A 19317-nucleotide genomic window follows, 5' to 3' on the forward strand; every position below is an offset into this window, starting at 1 on the left:
GAAAGCTACGCAGTCTCCTATTTATAATAAAAACTTTACAGCTATTATTCTTCTCCTAACAGGATTTCCAGGATTTGAACGGCAGCCTTAGCGACTGATGTACCCGGACCGAAGATAGCGGCAACACCTGCCTTGTACAGGAAGTCGTAGTCCTGTGCAGGAATAACACCACCGGCGATAACGATAATGTCTTCGCGGCCTAACTTCTTCAGTTCATCGATAACTTGCGGTACCAATGTCTTGTGTCCGGCAGCCAAAGAAGAAACACCCATTACGTGAACGTCGTTTTCAACAGCCTGGCGGGCAGCTTCAGCCGGAGTCTGGAACAACGGTCCCATATCCACGTCGAAACCACAGTCGGCATAACCGGTAGCTACAACCTTAGCACCACGGTCGTGTCCGTCCTGACCCATCTTAGCGATCATGATACGCGGCTGGCGACCTTCTTTCTTAGCAAACTTTTCTGTCAGCTCACAAGCCTTCAGGAAGTCGGCATCTTTCTTTGTTTCTGATGAATACACGCCTGATATAGTTCTGATGATTGCTTTATAACGTCCTACAACAACTTCGCAGGCATCAGAGATTTCTCCCAGTGATGCACGCAAGCCGGCAGCCTTAACAGCCAGTTCCAGCAAGTTGCCTTTCTTAGTTTTCACACATTCGGTGATGTCTGCCAATGCTTTCTGAACAGCTTCTTCGTCGCGGTTTTCACGCAACACCTTCAAATTGGCAATCTGTTCATTACGTACGGCTGTGTTGTCGATTTCAAGGATATCGATCGGATCTTCTTTCGGCAGACGGTATTTGTTAACACCAACGATTGTCTGAACGCCTGAGTCAATACGAGCCTGAGTACGCGCAGCAGCTTCTTCGATACGCATCTTCGGAAGACCTGTTTCAATCGCTTTTGCCATACCGCCCATGCTTTCGATTTCCTGGATCAATGCCCAACCTTTGTGTACCAGTTCGTTTGTCAAAGATTCTACATAGTAAGAACCGGCCCACGGGTCGATTTCCTTACAGATCTTTGTTTCTTCCTGGATATAAATCTGTGTATTACGGGCGATACGTGCAGAGAAGTCTGTAGGCAAGGCGATAGCTTCGTCCAACGCATTGGTGTGCAAAGACTGCGTGTGTCCCAGAGCAGCTGCCATCGCTTCGATACAAGTACGGCCTACGTTGTTGAACGGGTCTTGCTCAGTCAACGACCATCCTGAAGTCTGGCAGTGAGTACGCAGCGCCAAAGATTTCGGGTTCTTAGCACCGAAACTCTTTACAATCTTCGCCCACAACATACGTGCGGCACGCATCTTGGCGATTTCCATGAAGTGGTTCACACCGATTGCCCAGAAGAATGACAGACGCGGAGCAAATGCATCCACATCGATACCTGCGTTAACACCGGCACGAAGATACTCCATACCGTCGCACAGGGTATAAGCCATTTCAATATCTGCTGTCGCACCGGCTTCCTGCATGTGGTAACCGGAGATAGAGATAGAGTTGAACTTCGGCATCTTCTGTGATGTATATTCGAAGATATCAGCGATAATCTTCATAGAGAATTCAGGCGGATAGATATACGTATTACGCACCATGAATTCTTTCAGGATATCGTTCTGGATAGTACCGGCCATTTCTTCCAACTTAGCGCCTTGTTCCAGACCTGCGTTGATATAGAATGCCAATACCGGAAGAACACCACCGTTCATGGTCATGGAAACAGACATTTTGTTCAAAGGAATACCAGCGAACAATACTTTCATGTTTTCCAGCGAACAGATAGATACACCGGCTTTACCAACGTCACCTACAACACGTTCATTGTCGGCATCGTATCCGCGGTGAGTCGGAAGGTCGAATGCAACAGACAAACCTTTCTGGCCGGAAGCCAGGTTACGGCGATAGAATGCATTTGATTCTTCTGCTGTGGAGAAACCGGCATACTGGCGGATTGTCCAGGGACGCATAGCGTACATACCGCTATACGGGCCACGCAGATAAGGAGGCAGACCGGATGCATAGTGCAGATGCTCCATACCTTCCAGGTCTTCTTTTGTATATACTGGTTTCACCTCGATATGCTCGGGTGTTTTCCAATTGGCTTCGATGCCATTGGCTTTTGCCCATTCGGCAGCATTGGTTGCTGCAAAACCGGCATTCTTTATATCTATATTCTTAAAATTTGGTCTCATAATTGTTTCTACTTAAGCGATTCCTAATTTTGCGTTGAAAGCCTTCAATGTTTCAAGCACGTTGCTCTTCACATTGATAAACTGATCGATACCCTGAGCTTTCAGGTCTTCCATGCATTCAGGAGCACCTGCTACAACGAATTCAGCACGTCCAGCCAACGCCTTATAAGCAGCAGGAGCATATTCTGCATATTCATCATCACTAGAACAAAGAACAACGATTTGAGCACCGGCTTTCATCGCTGCCTCAACGCCAGCTTCAACAGTTTCGAAACCTAAGTTATCAATTACCTTATATCCGGCGCAAGCAAAGAAGTTGCTTGAGAACTGTGAACGGGCAATACGCATAGACAAGTTACCGATAGTCAGCATAAAGACATTCGGTGTCTTGCCGCTGTTTTCAGTTGCCAGACGCAATGCTTCGAACTGAGATGCACCACGAGAGAAATCAAGAGGAGTAACCGTTGCTTCACCGCAAGAATGACCACCACCGCAGCAGCAGGAAGCAGTTTCTTTAATCTTACCGGCAGCCACTTCCGTAAAGTTCGGGAACTGGTTAGAACCCAGCAGAATTTCACGACGGGTAGCAACCGCTTTCTTACGAGCTGTATTGGAAGCATTCACTGCATTCTGGATATTTCCGTTAGCAACTTCAGCTGCGAAACCGCCTTTGTCTTCTACTTCCAGGAACAGGTTCCAGGCAACTTCAGCTAACGAGTTTGTCAGTACTTCCACATAATAAGAACCGGCAGAAGGATCGACTACCTTGTCCAGGTGACATTCTTCTTTCAGTAACAACTGCTGGTTACGGGCGATACGTTCAGAGAAATCGTCCGGAGTCTGATAAGTCTTATCGAAAGGACGTACAGTAATAGAATCGACACCTGCCAAAGCAGCAGACATCGCTTCAGTCTGAGAACGCAACAAGTTTACATGAGCATCGTAAACAGTCATGTTCCATTCGGAAGTCTGAGCATGTGCGTTCATCTTGCATGCACATTTGCATTCTGGATTGTAAGCAGCAACAATTTCAGCCCACAACCAACGTGCTGCACGGAACTTAGCAATTTCCATGAAGTAGTTAGAACTGATACCCAGATTAAATTTAATCTTTTTGGCAACTTCGTCTGCGCTGAATCCAGCTTCAGTCAATTTAGCCATCAGTTCGTTACCCCAAGCCAGTGCATAACCCAGTTCCTGAGTAATATAAGCACCTGCATTATTGAAGTAGAAAGCGTTTACAGCTAACACTTTATAACCTGGTAGTGCCTGACCTGCTTTGAGCACAGCAGATGCAGCTTCTACCCAGTTTCCATTTTCTTTACCTTTTACCAACGGTTTCTTGAACGGGTCATAGTTTACAGAACCGAAACATTTGTTCAGGTCTACGTCTTTTCCCTTCAGGATATATTCCAGGATACCGATCAGTTTTTCAGCCTTGCAGTTGCAAGTGTTGAAGTTCAGTTCAGTAGCTTCCGGACAGATACCGTTTAATAATGTTGCAATATTTTCAGCATTCACTTCATCACCTTTGATGATGAAACCGAGAGAAGTAACACCTTTAGTCAGCAAATCAAGAGCCTTTTCGTTGGCTTCCTTGAAACAGGTTACTTCAATGTTCTGGCGTACCTTCCAGTCGTTATCCTTCTTTGTTCCGCGAACATAAGGGAATTCACCGGGAAGAGACTCGGTAGTCTTCAAACCTTCGATGTCTTCTGCACGATAGAAAGGATTTACATTAAATCCTTCGCCTGTCTTCCAGACAAGCTTTTTCTCAAACGGAGCACCTTTCAGGTCAGCCGTAATCTTCGCCATCCACTCTTCAGTAGTGACCGGAGCGAATTCTGAGAAAAGTTTTTCTTTTAGTTCTGCCATAATATTAGTTATTTTAATACTGGTATTAGTAATTGTTCAATAGTATATTGTTCAATAACAGATGGCAAAGGTAGAATAAATAAACAGGAAGAACAATGAAAAATAAACGAAATTGCGCTCAGTTTTAACGCCTTTTAGTTGTATGAAGACAATTATAGTATCATAATGACAGGAAGAAACAAAATTCTTTACATTTTTTTCCGTTCCGGAGAACACCGAAACGAAATAATAACTATTTTTGTCCCGTCAAACAATGAAAACTATGACACGAAACGGTGCATTCGTCTAGTGGCCTAGGACGCCGCCCTCTCACGGCGGAAACTCGGGTTCGATCCCCGGACGCACTACGAAAGCCTGCTGAAATGATTTCGGCAGGCTTTTTTATGGAGATCAACATACAGTTTGCAAATTTCTCATATATTATGATACTGCATTCTCACATATTATGCGACTCTAATATTATAATATATGAGAATGCAGTATCATAATATATAAAATCTGCGTCCATAAGAATCAAAAAAGCGACCTGTTACCAGATCGCTTTTCCATTTGCTATAATGCGAATTAATATCTTCTTCCGCCGCCGTTACCGTAGCCACCGCCACCGCGATTGCCACCACCGTAGCCACCACCACGATTACCGCCGCCGAAACCACCGCCACGATTACCGCCGAAACCACCGCCACGGTTTCCACCACGGTCTTCTCTCGGACGTGCTTCTGTTACGCTGATTACTTTTTCATCATAAGTAGCCTGGTTTAATTCTTCGATAGCCTTCTTGGCTAAATCGTCATCCTTCAATTCTACAAAACCAAAGCCTCTTGAACGGCCTGTTTCTCTGTCTGTGATAACTCTAGCTGAGAGGATTTCCCCATAGTCAGCAAACAACTCGTTTAAGTCAGCGTCTGTGACGTTATAACTTAAATTTGAAATGTAAAGATTCATTTATAAAAACTTATTTAGTTAATTGTTTATTGAGGGATGAATAGAATAATAGTTGAATGAATATACTTTACAAATCTAAGTTGCGAGCAAAACTTCAAATACAAGTTTAAATCAATCTCAATAGGCTACAAATGTAAGGTTTAATTCGATACCACCATACTTTATGACAATCTTTTTCAAACATTTTTTTCTCAAAAAACTCTTATAAACAAACAATGATTTATTTTAAGTTCGTGAATCTCCATCCGCCTGATTTACAAAAAAAGTCTTTTGATGGGATCTCTTTTTTATAAAACACACTAAAAAAAACGCCGGAATATATCATTTCTGCTTTAATTTCTGTTTTAACTCAACATACCATAAACATAAAAGAGAATTTGTCATGACGAAAGGAACAATTGGATTAAATGCAGGTACCATCAGGAATCTGTTACTGGATGGTGGATGTTGGAGTTTGGAGGAGTTGAAAAAGGCAACCTCCTTATGTGAAGCTGATTTATGGTCTGCAATCGGATGGCTAGCCCGCGAAAACATGATTCAGATCACTAGTGCCAAAAGTCAGATAGCTTTTTGTCCGGGGATGAATTTCAGCTATTAAAATGAAATATACCCTTTGATATCAAAAAAAGCGATCCTTACAGATCGCTTTTTTTATTTTTACCGGAATAAAGTATTTACAACCACACTATCACCGTCATTCGGAGCGGGTTCCAGATTCAATAACCGGGATATAATCAGATAAAGATTTACATTTGCCATGACAGGCAATTCGACATTCTCTTTAAATGAAGGACCTGCCGCATAAAATATAGCTTCCATCTCCGGTGAAAAATTATCATAACCATGGGTTGCACCCGAATAAGGATAGGATTTATCACGAAAATGCAGGTAAGTTCCGATATTGGGAAGCACAACCAAATCTCCTATACGGGGATTATTCCCATAAACGTATTCAGCAGGAACATCCTCTTTCCTCCAAACCGTCACATTCGGAACCTTTTTCAGGATATTGTAAGCGGTCTCGGTATAACCATTCTTCGGATAAAGCAAAGTCGGGACACCGTCAAAAATATAATCGAAACTGTCACGTGGCAAATAGTCATTCAGATTGATATATTTCTCAGGCGTATAAGTAGCCATTCCGTGATCGGACAGAACTATAAAATCTATTTTATCGAAAATATCCAGTTTGCGAGCCTCATTAAAGAAATGGTTCAATACACGATCCAGCTCCTCTACTTTCTCTAAAGTTGCCGAAGAGTCAGGCGTACAGATATGACCGATCGCATCCGGCTCTTCGATATACCACATAACCAGATGAGGACGTATATCCTCCGGTAGCTGCAACCAGGCTACTACAGAATCGGCACGGTCCGAATAAGGGACCTTTTTATCAAAAGGTTTCCAGCTGGAAGGCTGGCGCCCCTGGATCGGATACTCACTGCCCACCCAAAAGAAAGAGGCCGCATGCACTCCCTGTTTCTCTGCCGTATTCCAGATCGGTTCCCCTCCATAAAAACCAGGAGTGGGGTCCGCCATACGGTAAACACTGTCCAGGTCGGGGGCATAAAAGAAATTATTAACCAAGCCGTGATGATCCGGGTGCAAACCGGTTGCCATACTGTAATGGTTCGGAAATGTTACGCTGGGAAAAGAAGGACGGAAAGCGGCACGAATCCCGACTTTCGCCAAAGAATCCAATGTCGGGGTATAAGCACGATCAGGATAATCGGAACGGAATCCATCCATGGAAAGAACGACCACATAACGGTCATGGCGCTTCGATGAAGAACAGCCGGAAAAAAGTATACCGGCCAGAACGATACATCCTATAAATAAACTTACATATCTTTTCATATACAATCACCTCAAAAAGAAAGAGGTCCACAAAGATAGTGAACCTCTCCCGATTATTTTATTCAAATCGTTAAATACACGGCTAGAAAATATATTTCAATCCAACCTGAGCATGCCAGCGAGATGGTATATCCTTATTTTTAACCATCTCACCCGGATCACGGAACTGATAGGTCGCAACACCATCAGCAACCTTGGTTGTCAGAGGAGCCAGGTCATATCCGGTAGAAGTCTGGTTATATAATCCCCAGCTCTTATTAAACAGATTTCCTACATTTATTATGTCAAAATTGACCTGGATGGTATTACGTTTTCCGGCAATATCAACAAAGAAGTCCTGTGCAATATGGAAATCAAAATGATGTTCAAAAGGCATTACCATCTGATAACGTTTCATATGTGTACCCTTCGAGCCTCTCAGTTCTTCATTGCCGTTTATCCAATTGGCCATTGCTTCTTTCTGTTCTGCCGGAGACACGACGATTTTATCATTTCCTACTGTTTTTGTATATTCAGTAAAAGTCATTTTATCAAATTCCGCATCGGTCGGGACATACAACAAGTCATTGTTATAACCGTCATGGTTGATATCCGAATAATCGAGCAAAGAATAACGTCCGCCGGTCTGTCCGTTATAGAACAGGCTTACTGTCGTTGCAAAATGTTTTGCATATTCTTTACGGTAAGAAACAGAAGCTATGATACGGTTACGTACATCAAAACTAGACCAAGTCAATTCCGGGTTAATATCACCATAATAGGTCGGATTATATTTCCATCCGGAATAAGCCTGCGATGAATTTCCGTCAGTCAATGACTTGGCTTGACCATATGTATAAGCAACCATTGTACTCAAACCGAAATCAAAATTCTTTTCCAGTTTAGCCGACAGGTTATAAGTATAACCATTACTTGTATTTTTCAGATACATGATCTGTGTAAAGTTGTTATCCTGTTTCTTATAAATAGGACGGTTATCTCCGCCATTATTCAAAGTCTCACCAGTCCACTGATAATTGGCATTTTCATACAGGATATTATTCAATGTCTTTGAATATAACCCCTCCAAAGTAGCCTTCACACCAAACACGAAAGTATGTTCCAGAGCTAAATTAACACGGGCAACGGAAGGAAACTTAAAGTCTTTATCCACGACGTTGATCTCCGCTGTAGGAATAGCGGCGTTACGATTATAATATTGCTTGGAAGGATCTGCATTAAACTTAAACCCGTCTGCTCTGGCTGCATCGAAACTTTCCTTACTGGACAAAAAGGTTTCGCTCAGTTCGATACCAGCCTTTGAAATACTGTTTGACAGCCATACGAACGGAACACGTCCTGTAAATATACCGGCACCACCACGCAATAAAGTGGTATGATCTTCATTCAGATTCCAACGAAAACCTACTCGCGGAGACCACAAGATTTTACTTGAAGGCATTTGATCGGTCGCTAATCCCAATGTAGAAGCCACCGATGAACTATTAAACAGGTCGTTTGCTCTCGGAGTATCGAAAAAGACAGGAATATCCAGACGCAAACCATAAGTAAGACGGAAGTCGTTTGTTACCCTCCATTCATCCTGTGCATAAAAACCAAGCTGGGCGGCACCAAAAGCCGGGGCCCAACGGTTTGTTCCGGTTATGTCCTCACGTGAATAAGCATAAGTGTAGCGTTTAGGCATCACTTCATTGGCTGTACCCACGGAAAGAAAATCATCCAATGAACTATACACATATGAACCATAATTATTGGCGATAAACAGATTTTCCATGTGGAAGAACTCGTTATGTGTACCAAAAGTTATCGTATGATTTCCCTTGTTCCATGTTACATTATCCGCCAAAGTGAAAATACGCTGATCCAGTGCATTGGCCGCTGAGAAAGGTTCCATACCGAATTTAAGCGTAGTCCCGTTTGTCATGTTATCGATCTGTACGGCAGGTAAGGCCTGACCAATCGGATCACGACTGTCACTTACACTTGTCCAGCCGAAACGCACTTCATTAGACCAAGCTGAATTGAACTGCGTATTCAATTCAGCAACCAAAGAATGAGTGGTATTATTCATATAATAACCATAATGGTTCAGGTTGGCAACCGATGCGCCGTTCGAGAAGACCATTCTGCGGGCATCCAGCCAGCTGTAACGCAAGGTAAATTTATTCTTCTGATTGATATTCCAGTCGATGCGGGCAAGGATTTTATCTGAACGTGTGTCGATGTCCTGCAAACCATAACCGCCACCGTCATAGCCCCCTGTTAATTCTGATATTTTATTGATTACCTGTTCAACTTCACTGGTACTCAATTTGGAGCCTTCTTCTCCGATATTGTTGGAAGACGGATAAGTTTCCTTTACACGTTCATAGTTTGCAAAAAAGAACAGTTTATTCTTAATAATAGGTCCCCCCAATGTAAAACCATAAGTGCCGCTGTTCTGATCTCCTAATTTCGTACGATTGGTTACATTTTTCCCGGGAGTTTTTCCGTAGAAATTTTCATTATTATAATACCAGTATCCGGAACCATGAAATGTATTGGTACCCGATTTAGTTATCGCATTTATGCCACCTCCTGTAAATCCGCTTTGACGAACATCGAAGGGGGCAACAACAACCTGAAGCTCTTCAATCGCTTCCAGGGAAATCGGATTAGCACCAGCCTGGTCACCGTTAGTTCCGCTTGAAGAAAGGCCGAATACATCATTATTCACCGTTCCGTCAATCTGGAATGAATTATATTTGTTACTGGATCCGGCAAACGACATTCCGCTTCCGGTATTGACTCCCATAGGATTCATTTTCGTAATATCGAAGACACTCCGGCTGACGGAAGGTGTTGACATAATCTGTTCCTGATTGAAGTTTTGTGCCGCCCCGGTCTTCTGAGAATTAAACAAGGCAGCCTTCGATGCCGTGACAACCACTTCATCCAATGATAATGATTCTGTCAACTTTACATCCAACAGATAAGTTTCACCTAATTGAAGCGTAATATTTTTATATACTGCTTTCTGAAATCCGACATAAGACACCTCGACAGTATAAGGGCCGCCGATACGCATCCCCTGTAGACTGTAACGTCCATCCGCATTAGTAACAGTTCCATACGTAGTACCGGAAGGCTCATGAACAGCCTGTACTGTAGCGCCGATCAGAAGTTCGCCTTCCGCCGTCACTTTTCCACTGATCCCGGAAGTGGTAACCTGGCCATTCAACGTGAATGTCAGACAAAAAAGAAAAAGAACAAACACAGATAAGTTCTTCATACTAGATAATATTAAAATTAAAACAATCGAAACACTTTTTATACAACGCCACAAAGATATATAATCTATGTTACCAACACATTACGAATCCACTTGATTTTTATGGACTTTCTTAAATATTTCGATTTTCCCGCAAACTATCGGCTATATCCTGATGTTGCTGAGCGAGTTCCTCTTCACCGACAAAACGATAAACTTCAGCCAGATACTCGTGTGCTGATGCGTGTTTGGGCTTAATGGAAACGGCTTTTTGGAGATCAGCGACCGCCTCCTCATAATATTTCATGCGTAGATAACATTTTCCACGATTATAACGGGCCTTAAATGAAAGGGGGCTCAGTTTGACGGCTTCATTCAATGCCACTTGGGCATCGTATGTTTCGCCAATATCCAGCAGCGTGACACCTTTGCGCACCCAGGCATCCACATATTCAGGATACAGTTTCAACGCTTTATCGAATGAGCGGAGAGCTGCATTCGGATCATTGGCTTTGGTTACACATTCATTTCCCATCAAATAATATTCATGGGCATATTCTTTCAGGATTTCACGTTGCGCGTAAAGTTCTTCTTTTAATTTTTTTATTTCCTGGCGTTGCGTATTCATACGCTGAAGTTTGGAACGAAGCAGGCGCTGCACCAACGGTTTATCCATTTCGTTCCGTTTCCCTATTGCAAGAGCAAAAGACTCCACGGCATCCTTCATATTTCCACGGTTAAAATCATGGGCAGCACGAGCATATAAAAGTTCCGCTTCACTTTCCCGAAGGCTCTTTTCAATCAGCTCCTTACTATTGAAAATCTGGCTGAACTGAACAATTTCTTTACGTACAAAAATATCGTGAGGAGTCACTTTACTCTTCAGAACCAGTCCTTCGAGGGATGTGCAACGGCTTAGTGCCACGTATGTCTGGCCACCGGCAAAGACACCTCCGGTCAAATCCACGACAACCCGATTAAACGTAAGTCCCTGGCTTTTATGCACGGTAATCGCCCAGGCAAGACGGATCGGCAATTGTTCGAAAGTACCGACAATCTCCTCCTCTATCCTTTTTTCCTTTTCGTTATACTTATATTTATAATTACGCCACGAAGTAGGTTCCACCAGATGTTCGATTCCGTTTTCCAACAGGACATATACATTCCCGTTCTCATCGATGCCCGAAATCATACCGATAGTTCCGTTCACCCACCGGCGTTCATAATCATTATCAATAAAAATTACCTGCGCCTGTTCTTTGATTGCCAGATTCAATTGTGTGGGTAAAGATGATTCCGGAAAATCACCATCTACACGCCCCGCGGATATAAATTCTTCACCGGGCAATTCCGACAACTTCTTTTCATTGATGAAGTCTACCTGATCACGCCGGGTAGCAAGTGTAATATACATATCTTCGTTATTCGGCGCAAACTCAGGGAAATAACGGGCATTCAAAATTTCCAGTTCTTGTCTTCTCGCCGCATTGCTCCGTATCCGGTCCAATATATTAATAAAGACCGGATCGGTCTGCCGATAAACTTTCTGCAACTCAATAGGCACCAGGTTGATTGACTTGAAAACCCTGGCTGAAAAGAAGAACGGACTGGCATAGAAAAGGCTGAGTATCTCTTTCTGGTCAGACGGCACAACCGGCTCCAACTGAAACACGTCTCCGACAAACAATAACTGTTTCCCTCCAAACGGCAAACGCATATTTCCCGAAAAAACACGTAAAATACGATCTACACAGTCGATAATATCCGCCCGTACCATCGAAATCTCGTCGATAATGATCAGTTCGACCTCCGATATTATTTTCCGGTGCTCTTTCCGGTATTTGAAAAATTCAAAGATCCGCCCGTCTTTCAGGCTCAGATCGGGATCATCCGGTAACATCGGACGGAACGGCAGTTTGAAGAAAGAATGTAAAGTCACCCCTTCAGCATTAATAGCCGCAATACCAGTCGGAGCCAATACGACATGCTTCTTTTTGGTATGCGAACAAATATATTTGAGAAAAGTGGATTTGCCCGTCCCCGCTTTCCCTGTCAGGAAAACAGACTGGCGGGTATGGGTAATCAGTTGCAAGGCATCCTGAAATTCCTTGTTGTCCGTGTCTAGTTGAAATTCCAATCGTGTAAATTTTGAGTAGACAAAGCTAAATAATATTTTAAATATCCCCTTATAAAAAGAGTATATTTTATTTGGTCATGTACAAACAATTGCTTTAATTTGTGATATCAAATTAATATCAAATACAAATTATTATGAAAGCACAAGAAAAGATATTTAACGGCATGATTTCCGGTTTTTTAGCGATATTATTAATCCTGATTATAGCTGGAATGTCTATTTACTTCTTCACACATGGACAAACATGGAGTACAGCGTTGGGAGTGATCGGTATATTATGTGCCGCTTTCATGTGCTCCGGTCTGATGATTATCCAACCGAACAATTCACGGGTCATGACATTTTTCGGAAAATATGTCGGTACTGTCGTTGAAAACGGCTTCTTTTGGGTGAATCCCCTCTTCCTAAAAACGAAAGTAACCTTGCGTATTTTCAATCTGAACCTTGAACCGATCAAGGTAAACGACAAAGTAGGTAATCCGGTAATGATCGGCGCCGTTGTAGTGTGGAGAGTAAAAGACACCTATAAAGCGACTTTCGATATTTCCGGGAATGTTCAATCATTCGTGCAGATTCAAAGCGATGCTGCTTTACGCCAGGTGGCCGGAATGTATGCCTATGACACAAACGAAACGACCGACAAAGTCACATTACGTTCCGACAATGAAGGCGAAGTGACTTCCCGGCTCGAAGAAGAGTTGAACAGCCGGTTGTCGATAGCAGGAATAGAGATTGTTGAAGCACGTATCAACTATCTGGCTTATGCCTCTGAAATCGCAGGTGTAATGCTGCGCCGCCAGCAAGCCGATGCAATTATTGCCGCTCGCGAACGTATCGTTGAAGGAGCAGTCAGCATGGTTCATCTGGCGTTGGAGAAGCTGGAAAAAGATAGTATTGTCGAGCTCGATGAAGAAAGAAAAGCGGCAATGGTCAGCAACCTGTTGGTTGTTCTTTGTGCCGATGAGTCCGCACAGCCTGTTATCAACACAGGTACATTATATCAATGATTCTAAATTTTTAATATTAATATAAGTGATGGCCAAAAAAGAGAATGCAACCAAAAATTTTGTTCTGCGGATCGATGCGGAGATGATGGATGCTATCGAAACCTGGGCTGCGGATGAATTCCGCAGCACCAATGGCCAGATACAGTACATTCTGGATCAGGCACTACGAAAGGCAGGTCGGTTAAAAAAGAAAAAGCAATCCAAACAGGAAAAGGAATAAAAGGAATTCATATAAAATAAAATCAATACGAGAAGGGGACTAATTATCGGCTGATAAACAACCAGGCATCTTTATATTTTTCATTCGTACGCAAAGTTGCCATATAGCTTTCAGCCTGCTCACGATTATCAAATCTATCGGCATAGATACGATACTTACCATCACGAACAACTTTACTCACATGCTTGCAATCTTTACGATCCACCCCGGCAATATATTTATCAGCTTGTTCTTCCGTAGGGAAACTGGCTATCACGATATGATACATTTTCTGATTCGGCTTGCTGACCGCCGGTTTGGCAGCGACCTCCTGCTTTTTCACTTTCGGGACTGGCGCAATAACTACCGCATCGTTTTTCACCTCCGGTGCCTTAGTTTCAGGAACCACAGTTTCTACTGATGCGCTCACTTCTTCCGTTTTCATTTCTGGCGCATTTCTGGCAACCATTTCCGTCGGAACAAAACTGGCAGTATAAGCAGCCTGGTTCACATCTTCCACCGGAGTTGAAACCAACAGGAATAAAGCGACAGCAGCAGCCGAAGCAGCTACTACGCGGAGAAACTTCCGGCTGACCGGTATATATAATGTATCTTTTTTCTTCTTTCCGGCAAGCAAAGCAACCTCTTCACGCTCTGCCAAAACAGGTTTAAGCTGAGGAAAATTAAAAGCCGCCAATCCATATGAACAGACACTGAATGCATCCGACTCTCCTGGATGGAAAATCATCTGGCCTTCCTGTCCCAGACTGAAAGAACCTAACAGACCAAAGGATAATCTCTTTTCTTCCTGCAAAGCAGCTTTCATATCGTCGACATCTTCCTCCAGCATCAATTGCGCCTTCCGGTAATTAACACCATACATTTGCATGTATGACTCTGAAAGTAACCCGTCGTTATGTTGCAGTGTGATATTAAAAACGATTTCTTTGCGCTGCGGACTGAACAAATGTTCCTCTCCGTTGCATACGGCAGAAACTGTTTGCAGTACAAAACCTCCAAATTTCGGTACAATCACACAGTCATGTACCAGTAATAATCGTTCTATATGTGTTATTATCCTAAGCATAAGACAAAGGTAGATATTTATTAGTGAATTTACAAAACAAAAAACGGTACAATTTTCTACCTTTGTCTCTCAAACAAATAATATGTACTGGTTAACTCAATCGATATATTCATTCAAGGTAATCCCCTTTTTGTGTGGATGGCTGGCAGACCGCCTGTTAGGTGATCCGGAAGGCTGGCCTCACCCCATCGTCTGGTTTGGCAAACTCATTTCTTTCGGAGAGAAAAAATTGAATCAGGGTGAGAACCGTTTCTATAAAGGAGGTCTGTTGACACTAATCCTTGTAGCAGGCATTTACTTTATAACCCGGTTAATCCTTTTCTGGGGAGCATTTATAAATACTTATTTATACGTAATTCTTGTCGGAGTAGGTGTATTCTATTGCCTTGCCGGAAAAACATTGATTACGGAAGTAAAAGCCGTTTTTGAAGCAGTAGACCGCAGTGTGGAAGAAGGACGGACACAAGTCGGACGCATCGTCGGACGTGACACCTCCAATCTATCCCCGCAGGAAATCAGGGCCGCCGCCCTTGAAACTTTGGCGGAAAACCTGAGTGACGGAGTGATCGCCCCGATGTTCTGGTTTGGCCTTTTAGGATTACCTGGAATGATGGCTTATAAGATGATTAATACACTCGACTCGATGATCGGCTATAAGAACGAACGATACAAGGAGTTCGGAGAAGCTGCCGCCCGGTTAGACGATGTTGCCAACTACATACCTGCCCGGCTGACAGCTTGCCTGATGTTACTGGTTTCCGGAAACTGGCACAAAAGAGATTTTCTGACACGTTTCGGCAGGGCACATCTCAGTCCCAATTCAGGTTATCCGGAAGCAGCATTGGCAGCCATCCTCGATTGTCGTTTCGGAGGTACACACGATTACTTCGGTCAAGCGGTGGAAAAGCCTTATATCGGAGTCAACGACAGGCCTTTTACAACAGAAGATATGTTAATAGCAACTAAAATAAACAGCAATACAGAACTAGCCATGGGATTGCTTGTTTGTCTTCTATCAATATTATTACAATAAAGAAAATTATACAGACATGGAAATAAGACTAAACAAATTGCTCAGCGACGCAGGACTTTGCTCGCGCCGGGAAGCAGACAAGTTCATCGAAATGGGACGGGTTACCGTCAACGGAAAACAGCCGGAAGTCGGCCAGAAAGTTAGCAAAGCTGATATCGTCATGCTTGATGATATTAAAGTTAATTTCAGCCAGGCTCAGGAGCATGCACGCACCGGTTCCGGTAAAACTCAAAATCTGATCTTCGGCGATCCTGTTGCCAAAGTGGAGAAAAAAGAAAAGAAGGTGGAAGACAGTGCGCCTGTTGAAAAAAAGAAACCTTCCGGTTCCGGCAGTAAGCTGAGACCTGGCAAATATGTCAAATACAACAAATATGCTGCCGCCAGAAAAGCTGCTAAAAGCGGAGAAAAACCAAAAGAAAAATTGACGCCAGAAGAAAAAGCGCTCAAAGATGCCATGCGTCCGCAGTTTGGTAAGTCCCTGGGAAAAGCTGCCGTAGCACAACGTCTTGCCGCTTCTCCCAAATCTGCCAGTTTACGAAAAACAAGTAAAAACAATCCGATAAACAAAGGGAAACGAGTTGCTACCCGCAACAAGCCTAAAGGAGAATAATACGATGCCACACAAACATATCGTACTTATTACAGGAGGTCAACGTTCCGGCAAAAGCGGATATGCACAAAAGTTAGCCTTATCATTGAGCACTAACCCGGTTTACCTGGCGACTTCGCGTGTATGGGATGAAGAATTCCGTCAACGGGTTCTCCGTCACCAGGCAGACCGTGGTCCGGAATGGACAAATATAGAAGAAGAAAAATACCTGAGCCATCATAATCTGAATGGCCGGGTAGTCGTTATAGATTGTGTCACGTTATGGGGCACAAACTTCTTTTTCGACAATGACAGTAATGTCGAAAAATCATTGACAGAACTGAAAGAAGAATTCAACCGGCTGACCCAACAGGAGGCTTATCTTATATTCGTGACCAATGAGATTGGGCTAGGCGGAGTCTCGCCAGATCCGGTTCAACGCAAATTCACAGACCTGCAAGGGTGGCTGAACCAGCATATAGCCTCCCGAGCCGACGAAGTCGTACTGATGGTAAGCGGAATACCCATGAAAATAAAAGGATAACAAAATAACAATACAATGATTACTTTTAATATTGAAAAACCAGATGCTGCTATCGCAGAAACATTACAGGAAAAAATAAACAATCTGACAAAACCTAAAGGTTCATTAGGTAGATTAGAAGAATTAGCTCTTCAGATCGGTTTGATCCAGCAGACACTTACCCCTTCCCTACATCATCCGGTCAATGTCATTTATGCCTCCGACCACGGTATTGCAGATGAAGGAGTAAGTAAATCACCCAAAGAAGTAACCCGCCAGGTAATTCACAATTTCCTGAACGGCGGAGCCGGTGTTTGTTTTCTTGCCCGCCAGCATGGCATCGAACTGAAGATTGTTGATGGTGGCGTAGATTTCGACTTTCCTTCCATTCCACAACTAATCGACCGGAAAATCAGGAAAGGAACCCGTAATTTCCTCCATGAAGCAGCAATGACACAGGAAGAAATGGAATTGGCACTACAATACGGTGCTGAAATTGTGGGTGATTGCCATAAGGAAGGATGCAACGTCATCAGCTTTGGCGAAATGGGAATAGGTAACACGGCAGCTTCCAGCATGTGGATGACCTGCCTGACAGGTATTCCATTGATAGAATGTGTCGGTGCCGGAAGCGGGTTGGACAGTATAGGCGTACAACATAAATATAATGTGTTGAAAGCATCGCTTGAAAACTATAAAGGAGATAATAGCCCATTAGATGTGATCCGTTATTTCGGAGGATACGAAATGGTCATGGCTGTCGGTGGAATGCTCCGGGCAGCAGAACTCAAAATGATCATACTTGTCGACGGGTTTATCATGACCAACTGTGTTCTGGCAGCTTCCCGGTTATATCCTGAAATGTTACCTTATTGCATATTCGGTCATTGCGGAGACGAAGCCGGACACCGGAAAGTACTGGATGTATTACAGGTAAACCCGATTCTAAACCTGGGACTGCGTTTGGGAGAAGGTTCCGGTTCCGTGTGTGCTTATCCGATCGTTGACTCGGCCGTACGCATGATCAACGAGATGCATACTTTCCAACAGGCGGCTGTGACAAAATATTTTTAACCGGATAGTATCCATTCCTAACATTTAAATATATGTTGCGTATACTGGCTGCATTCATATTCTTTACACGTCTGCCTTTTTGGAAACTGGCTGAAGTACCTGCCGAATATTTCAAAAATATAGTGAGCCGATGGGCTTTAGTCGGTTGGTTTACTGCCGGACTGATGGTGATTGTACTATATGCAGGCTCACTCGTTCTGCCTTCCGGAGTTGCTTTAGCCCTGGCTATGATCACCCGTTTATTAATCACAGGCTGTCTCCACGAAGACGGCCTGGCTGATTTTTTTGACGGATTCGGAGGAGGCACAAACCGGGAACGGATATTGGCTATTATGAAAGACTCGCATATAGGAAGTTATGGAGTAATTGGTTTGATCTGTTATTTTGGCCTGTATTATTTGTTGCTCAGCAATCTCCCGGTCGAACTGGCAGGTTGTGCCATCCTCGCAGGTGATCCTTATAGCAAAGGTATTGCAGGTATGATCATCAATCGCCTCCCATATGCCCGAAAAGAGGAAGAAGCAAAAAGTAAAACTGTTTATAGCCGGATGACAACCGGAGAATACCTGTTCAGTCTTATATGTCTGTTACTGCCTCTGTGCTGGTTGCCTGAACCCGTATATTTTCTGGCAGGTCTCCTACCCGTTGCAACCTGGTACCTATTGACTACTTTTATGAAAAAGAAAATACAAGGATATACCGGTGACTGCTGCGGAGCTACATTTCTACTATGCGAATTAAGCTTTTATCTGGGTATAGCTGTTATATATACAACAACACTTTAGTTATTTACATATGAATATCTATTTAATCAGACATACGTCTGTCGACGTTCCCGCAGGTTATGCCTACGGACAAACCGACGTACTACTGCGCCCATCTTTTGAGGAAGAAGCCGAAAAAGTAAAAGAATCATTATCCGGACTTACTTTTGACAAAGTCTGGTGTAGTCCGTTAACCCGCTGTGTACGGTTAGCCTCCTATTGTGGTTATCCGGATGCCATTCGGGAAGATCGCGTAAAAGAATTGAATTTTGGGGAATGGGAAATGAAATCCTGGGAAGACTTATCCTCCGACCCACGTTCCGAAGCCTGGTTTGCAGACTGGATCAATATCAGAACACCAAACGGAGAATCGTTAAAAGACCAATACGACCGCGTCAGTTCATTTCTTGATGAGATCAGAAAAAGCGGAATGCAAGATGTCTGTATATTTGCCCATGGAGGTGTTTTAACTTGTGCGCGTGTTTATGCCGGAGAATATGGAATAGAAGAAGCCTTTAAAAACGTGCCATCCTACGGAGAAATAATAAAGCTGAGTTTCGACTGAGTTTTATTAGCTTATTTGATATTTATTATTTCTATTTGAACCGTCATTTACATAAAACAAAAAGGAGTCCACTCTTTCGAATGAACTCCTTTTATCTAAAACGGCGGCTATCTACTCTCCCACTTTTACGCAGTACCATCGACGTGGTTGGGCTTAACTTCTCTGTTCGGAATGGGAAGAGGTGGATCCCCAACGCTATAACCACCTTAATACCTTT

General features: G+C 43.3%; 16 protein-coding genes, 1 tRNA gene and 1 rRNA gene. 10 read left to right on the top strand and 8 right to left on the bottom strand.

Going from position 1 to position 19317, the window contains the following annotated elements:
• Window positions 1–44 precede the first annotated feature (44 nt).
• Both scpA and mutA read right to left on the bottom strand, forming a co-directional pair.
• Window positions 45–2195, bottom strand: coding sequence for a methylmalonyl-CoA mutase (gene scpA / locus NBH14_RS06925; protein ID WP_010800522.1), 2151 nt, complete (start codon window positions 2193–2195; stop codon window positions 45–47).
• Window positions 2196–2207: 12 nt separating this feature from the next.
• Entirely contained in the window at window positions 2208–4070 is a 1863-nt protein-coding gene (gene mutA, locus NBH14_RS06930) for a methylmalonyl-CoA mutase small subunit (RefSeq protein ID WP_128133193.1), read from the bottom strand.
• Window positions 4071–4344: 274 nt separating this feature from the next.
• On the opposite strand from mutA, the gene NBH14_RS06935 reads away from it, so the two are divergent.
• Window positions 4345–4417, top strand: a tRNA-Glu gene (locus tag NBH14_RS06935).
• Window positions 4418–4634: 217 nt separating this feature from the next.
• Here the strand turns inward: NBH14_RS06935 and rbp are convergent.
• The gene (gene rbp / locus NBH14_RS06940; RefSeq protein WP_128133187.1) at window positions 4635–5015 is read right to left on the bottom strand and encodes an RNA-binding regulator; all 381 of its coding nucleotides are present in this window, start codon (window positions 5013–5015) and stop codon (window positions 4635–4637) included.
• A gap of 382 nt (window positions 5016–5397) precedes the next feature.
• Between rbp and NBH14_RS06945 the strand changes: the two genes are divergently transcribed.
• Window positions 5398–5613: a winged helix-turn-helix domain-containing protein gene (locus NBH14_RS06945; protein ID WP_128133186.1), complete on the top strand. Its 216-nt coding sequence runs from the start codon at window positions 5398–5400 to the stop codon at window positions 5611–5613.
• 59 nt (window positions 5614–5672) lie between these two features.
• Here NBH14_RS06945 and NBH14_RS06950 read toward each other — a convergent pair whose 3' ends face one another.
• The 3 genes from NBH14_RS06950 to NBH14_RS06960 form a co-directional block, all read right to left on the bottom strand.
• Window positions 5673–6872 (bottom strand): alkaline phosphatase family protein, encoded by a 1200-nt coding sequence (locus NBH14_RS06950; RefSeq protein ID WP_186958370.1) that lies wholly within the window; start codon window positions 6870–6872, stop codon window positions 5673–5675.
• 82 nt (window positions 6873–6954) lie between these two features.
• Complete coding sequence (locus NBH14_RS06955) at window positions 6955–10143, bottom strand: TonB-dependent receptor (RefSeq protein WP_186958371.1); 3189 nt, start codon at window positions 10141–10143, stop codon at window positions 6955–6957.
• Between the two features lie 112 nt (window positions 10144–10255).
• Window positions 10256–12259: a tetratricopeptide repeat protein gene (locus NBH14_RS06960; protein ID WP_186958372.1), complete on the bottom strand. Its 2004-nt coding sequence runs from the start codon at window positions 12257–12259 to the stop codon at window positions 10256–10258.
• Between the two features lie 134 nt (window positions 12260–12393).
• On the opposite strand from NBH14_RS06960, the gene NBH14_RS06965 reads away from it, so the two are divergent.
• Window positions 12394–13266, top strand: a complete 873-nt coding sequence (locus tag NBH14_RS06965; protein ID WP_128133183.1) for an SPFH domain-containing protein — start codon at window positions 12394–12396, stop codon at window positions 13264–13266.
• A gap of 28 nt (window positions 13267–13294) precedes the next feature.
• Window positions 13295–13486 carry a type II toxin-antitoxin system antitoxin gene (locus NBH14_RS06970; RefSeq protein ID WP_128133217.1) on the top strand — a complete coding sequence of 64 codons (192 nt, stop codon included), beginning with the start codon at window positions 13295–13297 and terminating at the stop codon, window positions 13484–13486.
• Between the two features lie 43 nt (window positions 13487–13529).
• Here NBH14_RS06970 and NBH14_RS06975 read toward each other — a convergent pair whose 3' ends face one another.
• Window positions 13530–14552 (bottom strand): HU domain-containing protein, encoded by a 1023-nt coding sequence (locus NBH14_RS06975; protein WP_186958373.1) that lies wholly within the window; start codon window positions 14550–14552, stop codon window positions 13530–13532.
• A gap of 82 nt (window positions 14553–14634) precedes the next feature.
• Here NBH14_RS06975 and cbiB point away from each other — a divergent pair, with 82 nt between their 5' ends.
• From cbiB to cobC, 6 genes are read left to right on the top strand one after another with little or no spacing between them, the layout of a single operon-like run.
• Window positions 14635–15585 carry an adenosylcobinamide-phosphate synthase CbiB gene (gene cbiB / locus NBH14_RS06980; RefSeq protein ID WP_186958374.1) on the top strand — a complete coding sequence of 317 codons (951 nt, stop codon included), beginning with the start codon at window positions 14635–14637 and terminating at the stop codon, window positions 15583–15585.
• Window positions 15586–15601: 16 nt separating this feature from the next.
• Complete coding sequence (locus NBH14_RS06985) at window positions 15602–16195, top strand: S4 domain-containing protein (protein ID WP_186958375.1); 594 nt, start codon at window positions 15602–15604, stop codon at window positions 16193–16195.
• Between the two features lie 4 nt (window positions 16196–16199).
• Window positions 16200–16718, top strand: a complete 519-nt coding sequence (locus tag NBH14_RS06990; RefSeq protein WP_122329192.1) for a bifunctional adenosylcobinamide kinase/adenosylcobinamide-phosphate guanylyltransferase — start codon at window positions 16200–16202, stop codon at window positions 16716–16718.
• 15 nt (window positions 16719–16733) lie between these two features.
• Complete coding sequence (gene cobT, locus NBH14_RS06995) at window positions 16734–17771, top strand: nicotinate-nucleotide--dimethylbenzimidazole phosphoribosyltransferase (RefSeq protein ID WP_186958376.1); 1038 nt, start codon at window positions 16734–16736, stop codon at window positions 17769–17771.
• Window positions 17772–17803: 32 nt separating this feature from the next.
• Window positions 17804–18556, top strand: coding sequence for an adenosylcobinamide-GDP ribazoletransferase (locus NBH14_RS07000; RefSeq protein WP_007654313.1), 753 nt, complete (start codon window positions 17804–17806; stop codon window positions 18554–18556).
• 10 nt (window positions 18557–18566) lie between these two features.
• Complete coding sequence (gene cobC / locus NBH14_RS07005) at window positions 18567–19100, top strand: alpha-ribazole phosphatase (RefSeq protein WP_046147893.1); 534 nt, start codon at window positions 18567–18569, stop codon at window positions 19098–19100.
• 98 nt (window positions 19101–19198) lie between these two features.
• Here the strand turns inward: cobC and rrf are convergent.
• Window positions 19199–19309, bottom strand: a 5S ribosomal RNA gene (gene rrf / locus NBH14_RS07010).
• Window positions 19310–19317 lie beyond the last annotated feature (8 nt).

It is taken from the genome of Parabacteroides caecihominis (assembly GCF_023656785.1).
Classification (GTDB): domain Bacteria; phylum Bacteroidota; class Bacteroidia; order Bacteroidales; family Tannerellaceae; genus Parabacteroides; species Parabacteroides segnis.

Excerpts from the sequence above, each read along its gene's own strand:
- scpA (WP_010800522.1), bottom strand. The coding sequence starts at position 2,195 with ATGAGACCAAATTTTAAGAATATAGATATAAAGAATGCCGGTTTTGCA.
- mutA (WP_128133193.1), bottom strand. The coding sequence starts at position 4,070 with ATGGCAGAACTAAAAGAAAAACTTTTCTCAGAATTCGCTCCGGTCACT.
- rbp (WP_128133187.1), bottom strand. The coding sequence starts at position 5,015 with ATGAATCTTTACATTTCAAATTTAAGTTATAACGTCACAGACGCTGAC.
- NBH14_RS06945 (WP_128133186.1), top strand. The coding sequence starts at position 5,398 with ATGACGAAAGGAACAATTGGATTAAATGCAGGTACCATCAGGAATCTG.
- NBH14_RS06950 (WP_186958370.1), bottom strand. The coding sequence starts at position 6,872 with ATGAAAAGATATGTAAGTTTATTTATAGGATGTATCGTTCTGGCCGGT.
- NBH14_RS06955 (WP_186958371.1), bottom strand. The coding sequence starts at position 10,143 with ATGAAGAACTTATCTGTGTTTGTTCTTTTTCTTTTTTGTCTGACATTC.
- NBH14_RS06965 (WP_128133183.1), top strand. The coding sequence starts at position 12,394 with ATGAAAGCACAAGAAAAGATATTTAACGGCATGATTTCCGGTTTTTTA.
- NBH14_RS06970 (WP_128133217.1), top strand. The coding sequence starts at position 13,295 with ATGGCCAAAAAAGAGAATGCAACCAAAAATTTTGTTCTGCGGATCGAT.
- NBH14_RS06975 (WP_186958373.1), bottom strand. The coding sequence starts at position 14,552 with ATGCTTAGGATAATAACACATATAGAACGATTATTACTGGTACATGAC.
- cbiB (WP_186958374.1), top strand. The coding sequence starts at position 14,635 with ATGTACTGGTTAACTCAATCGATATATTCATTCAAGGTAATCCCCTTT.
- NBH14_RS06985 (WP_186958375.1), top strand. The coding sequence starts at position 15,602 with ATGGAAATAAGACTAAACAAATTGCTCAGCGACGCAGGACTTTGCTCG.
- NBH14_RS06990 (WP_122329192.1), top strand. The coding sequence starts at position 16,200 with ATGCCACACAAACATATCGTACTTATTACAGGAGGTCAACGTTCCGGC.
- cobT (WP_186958376.1), top strand. The coding sequence starts at position 16,734 with ATGATTACTTTTAATATTGAAAAACCAGATGCTGCTATCGCAGAAACA.
- NBH14_RS07000 (WP_007654313.1), top strand. The coding sequence starts at position 17,804 with ATGTTGCGTATACTGGCTGCATTCATATTCTTTACACGTCTGCCTTTT.
- cobC (WP_046147893.1), top strand. The coding sequence starts at position 18,567 with ATGAATATCTATTTAATCAGACATACGTCTGTCGACGTTCCCGCAGGT.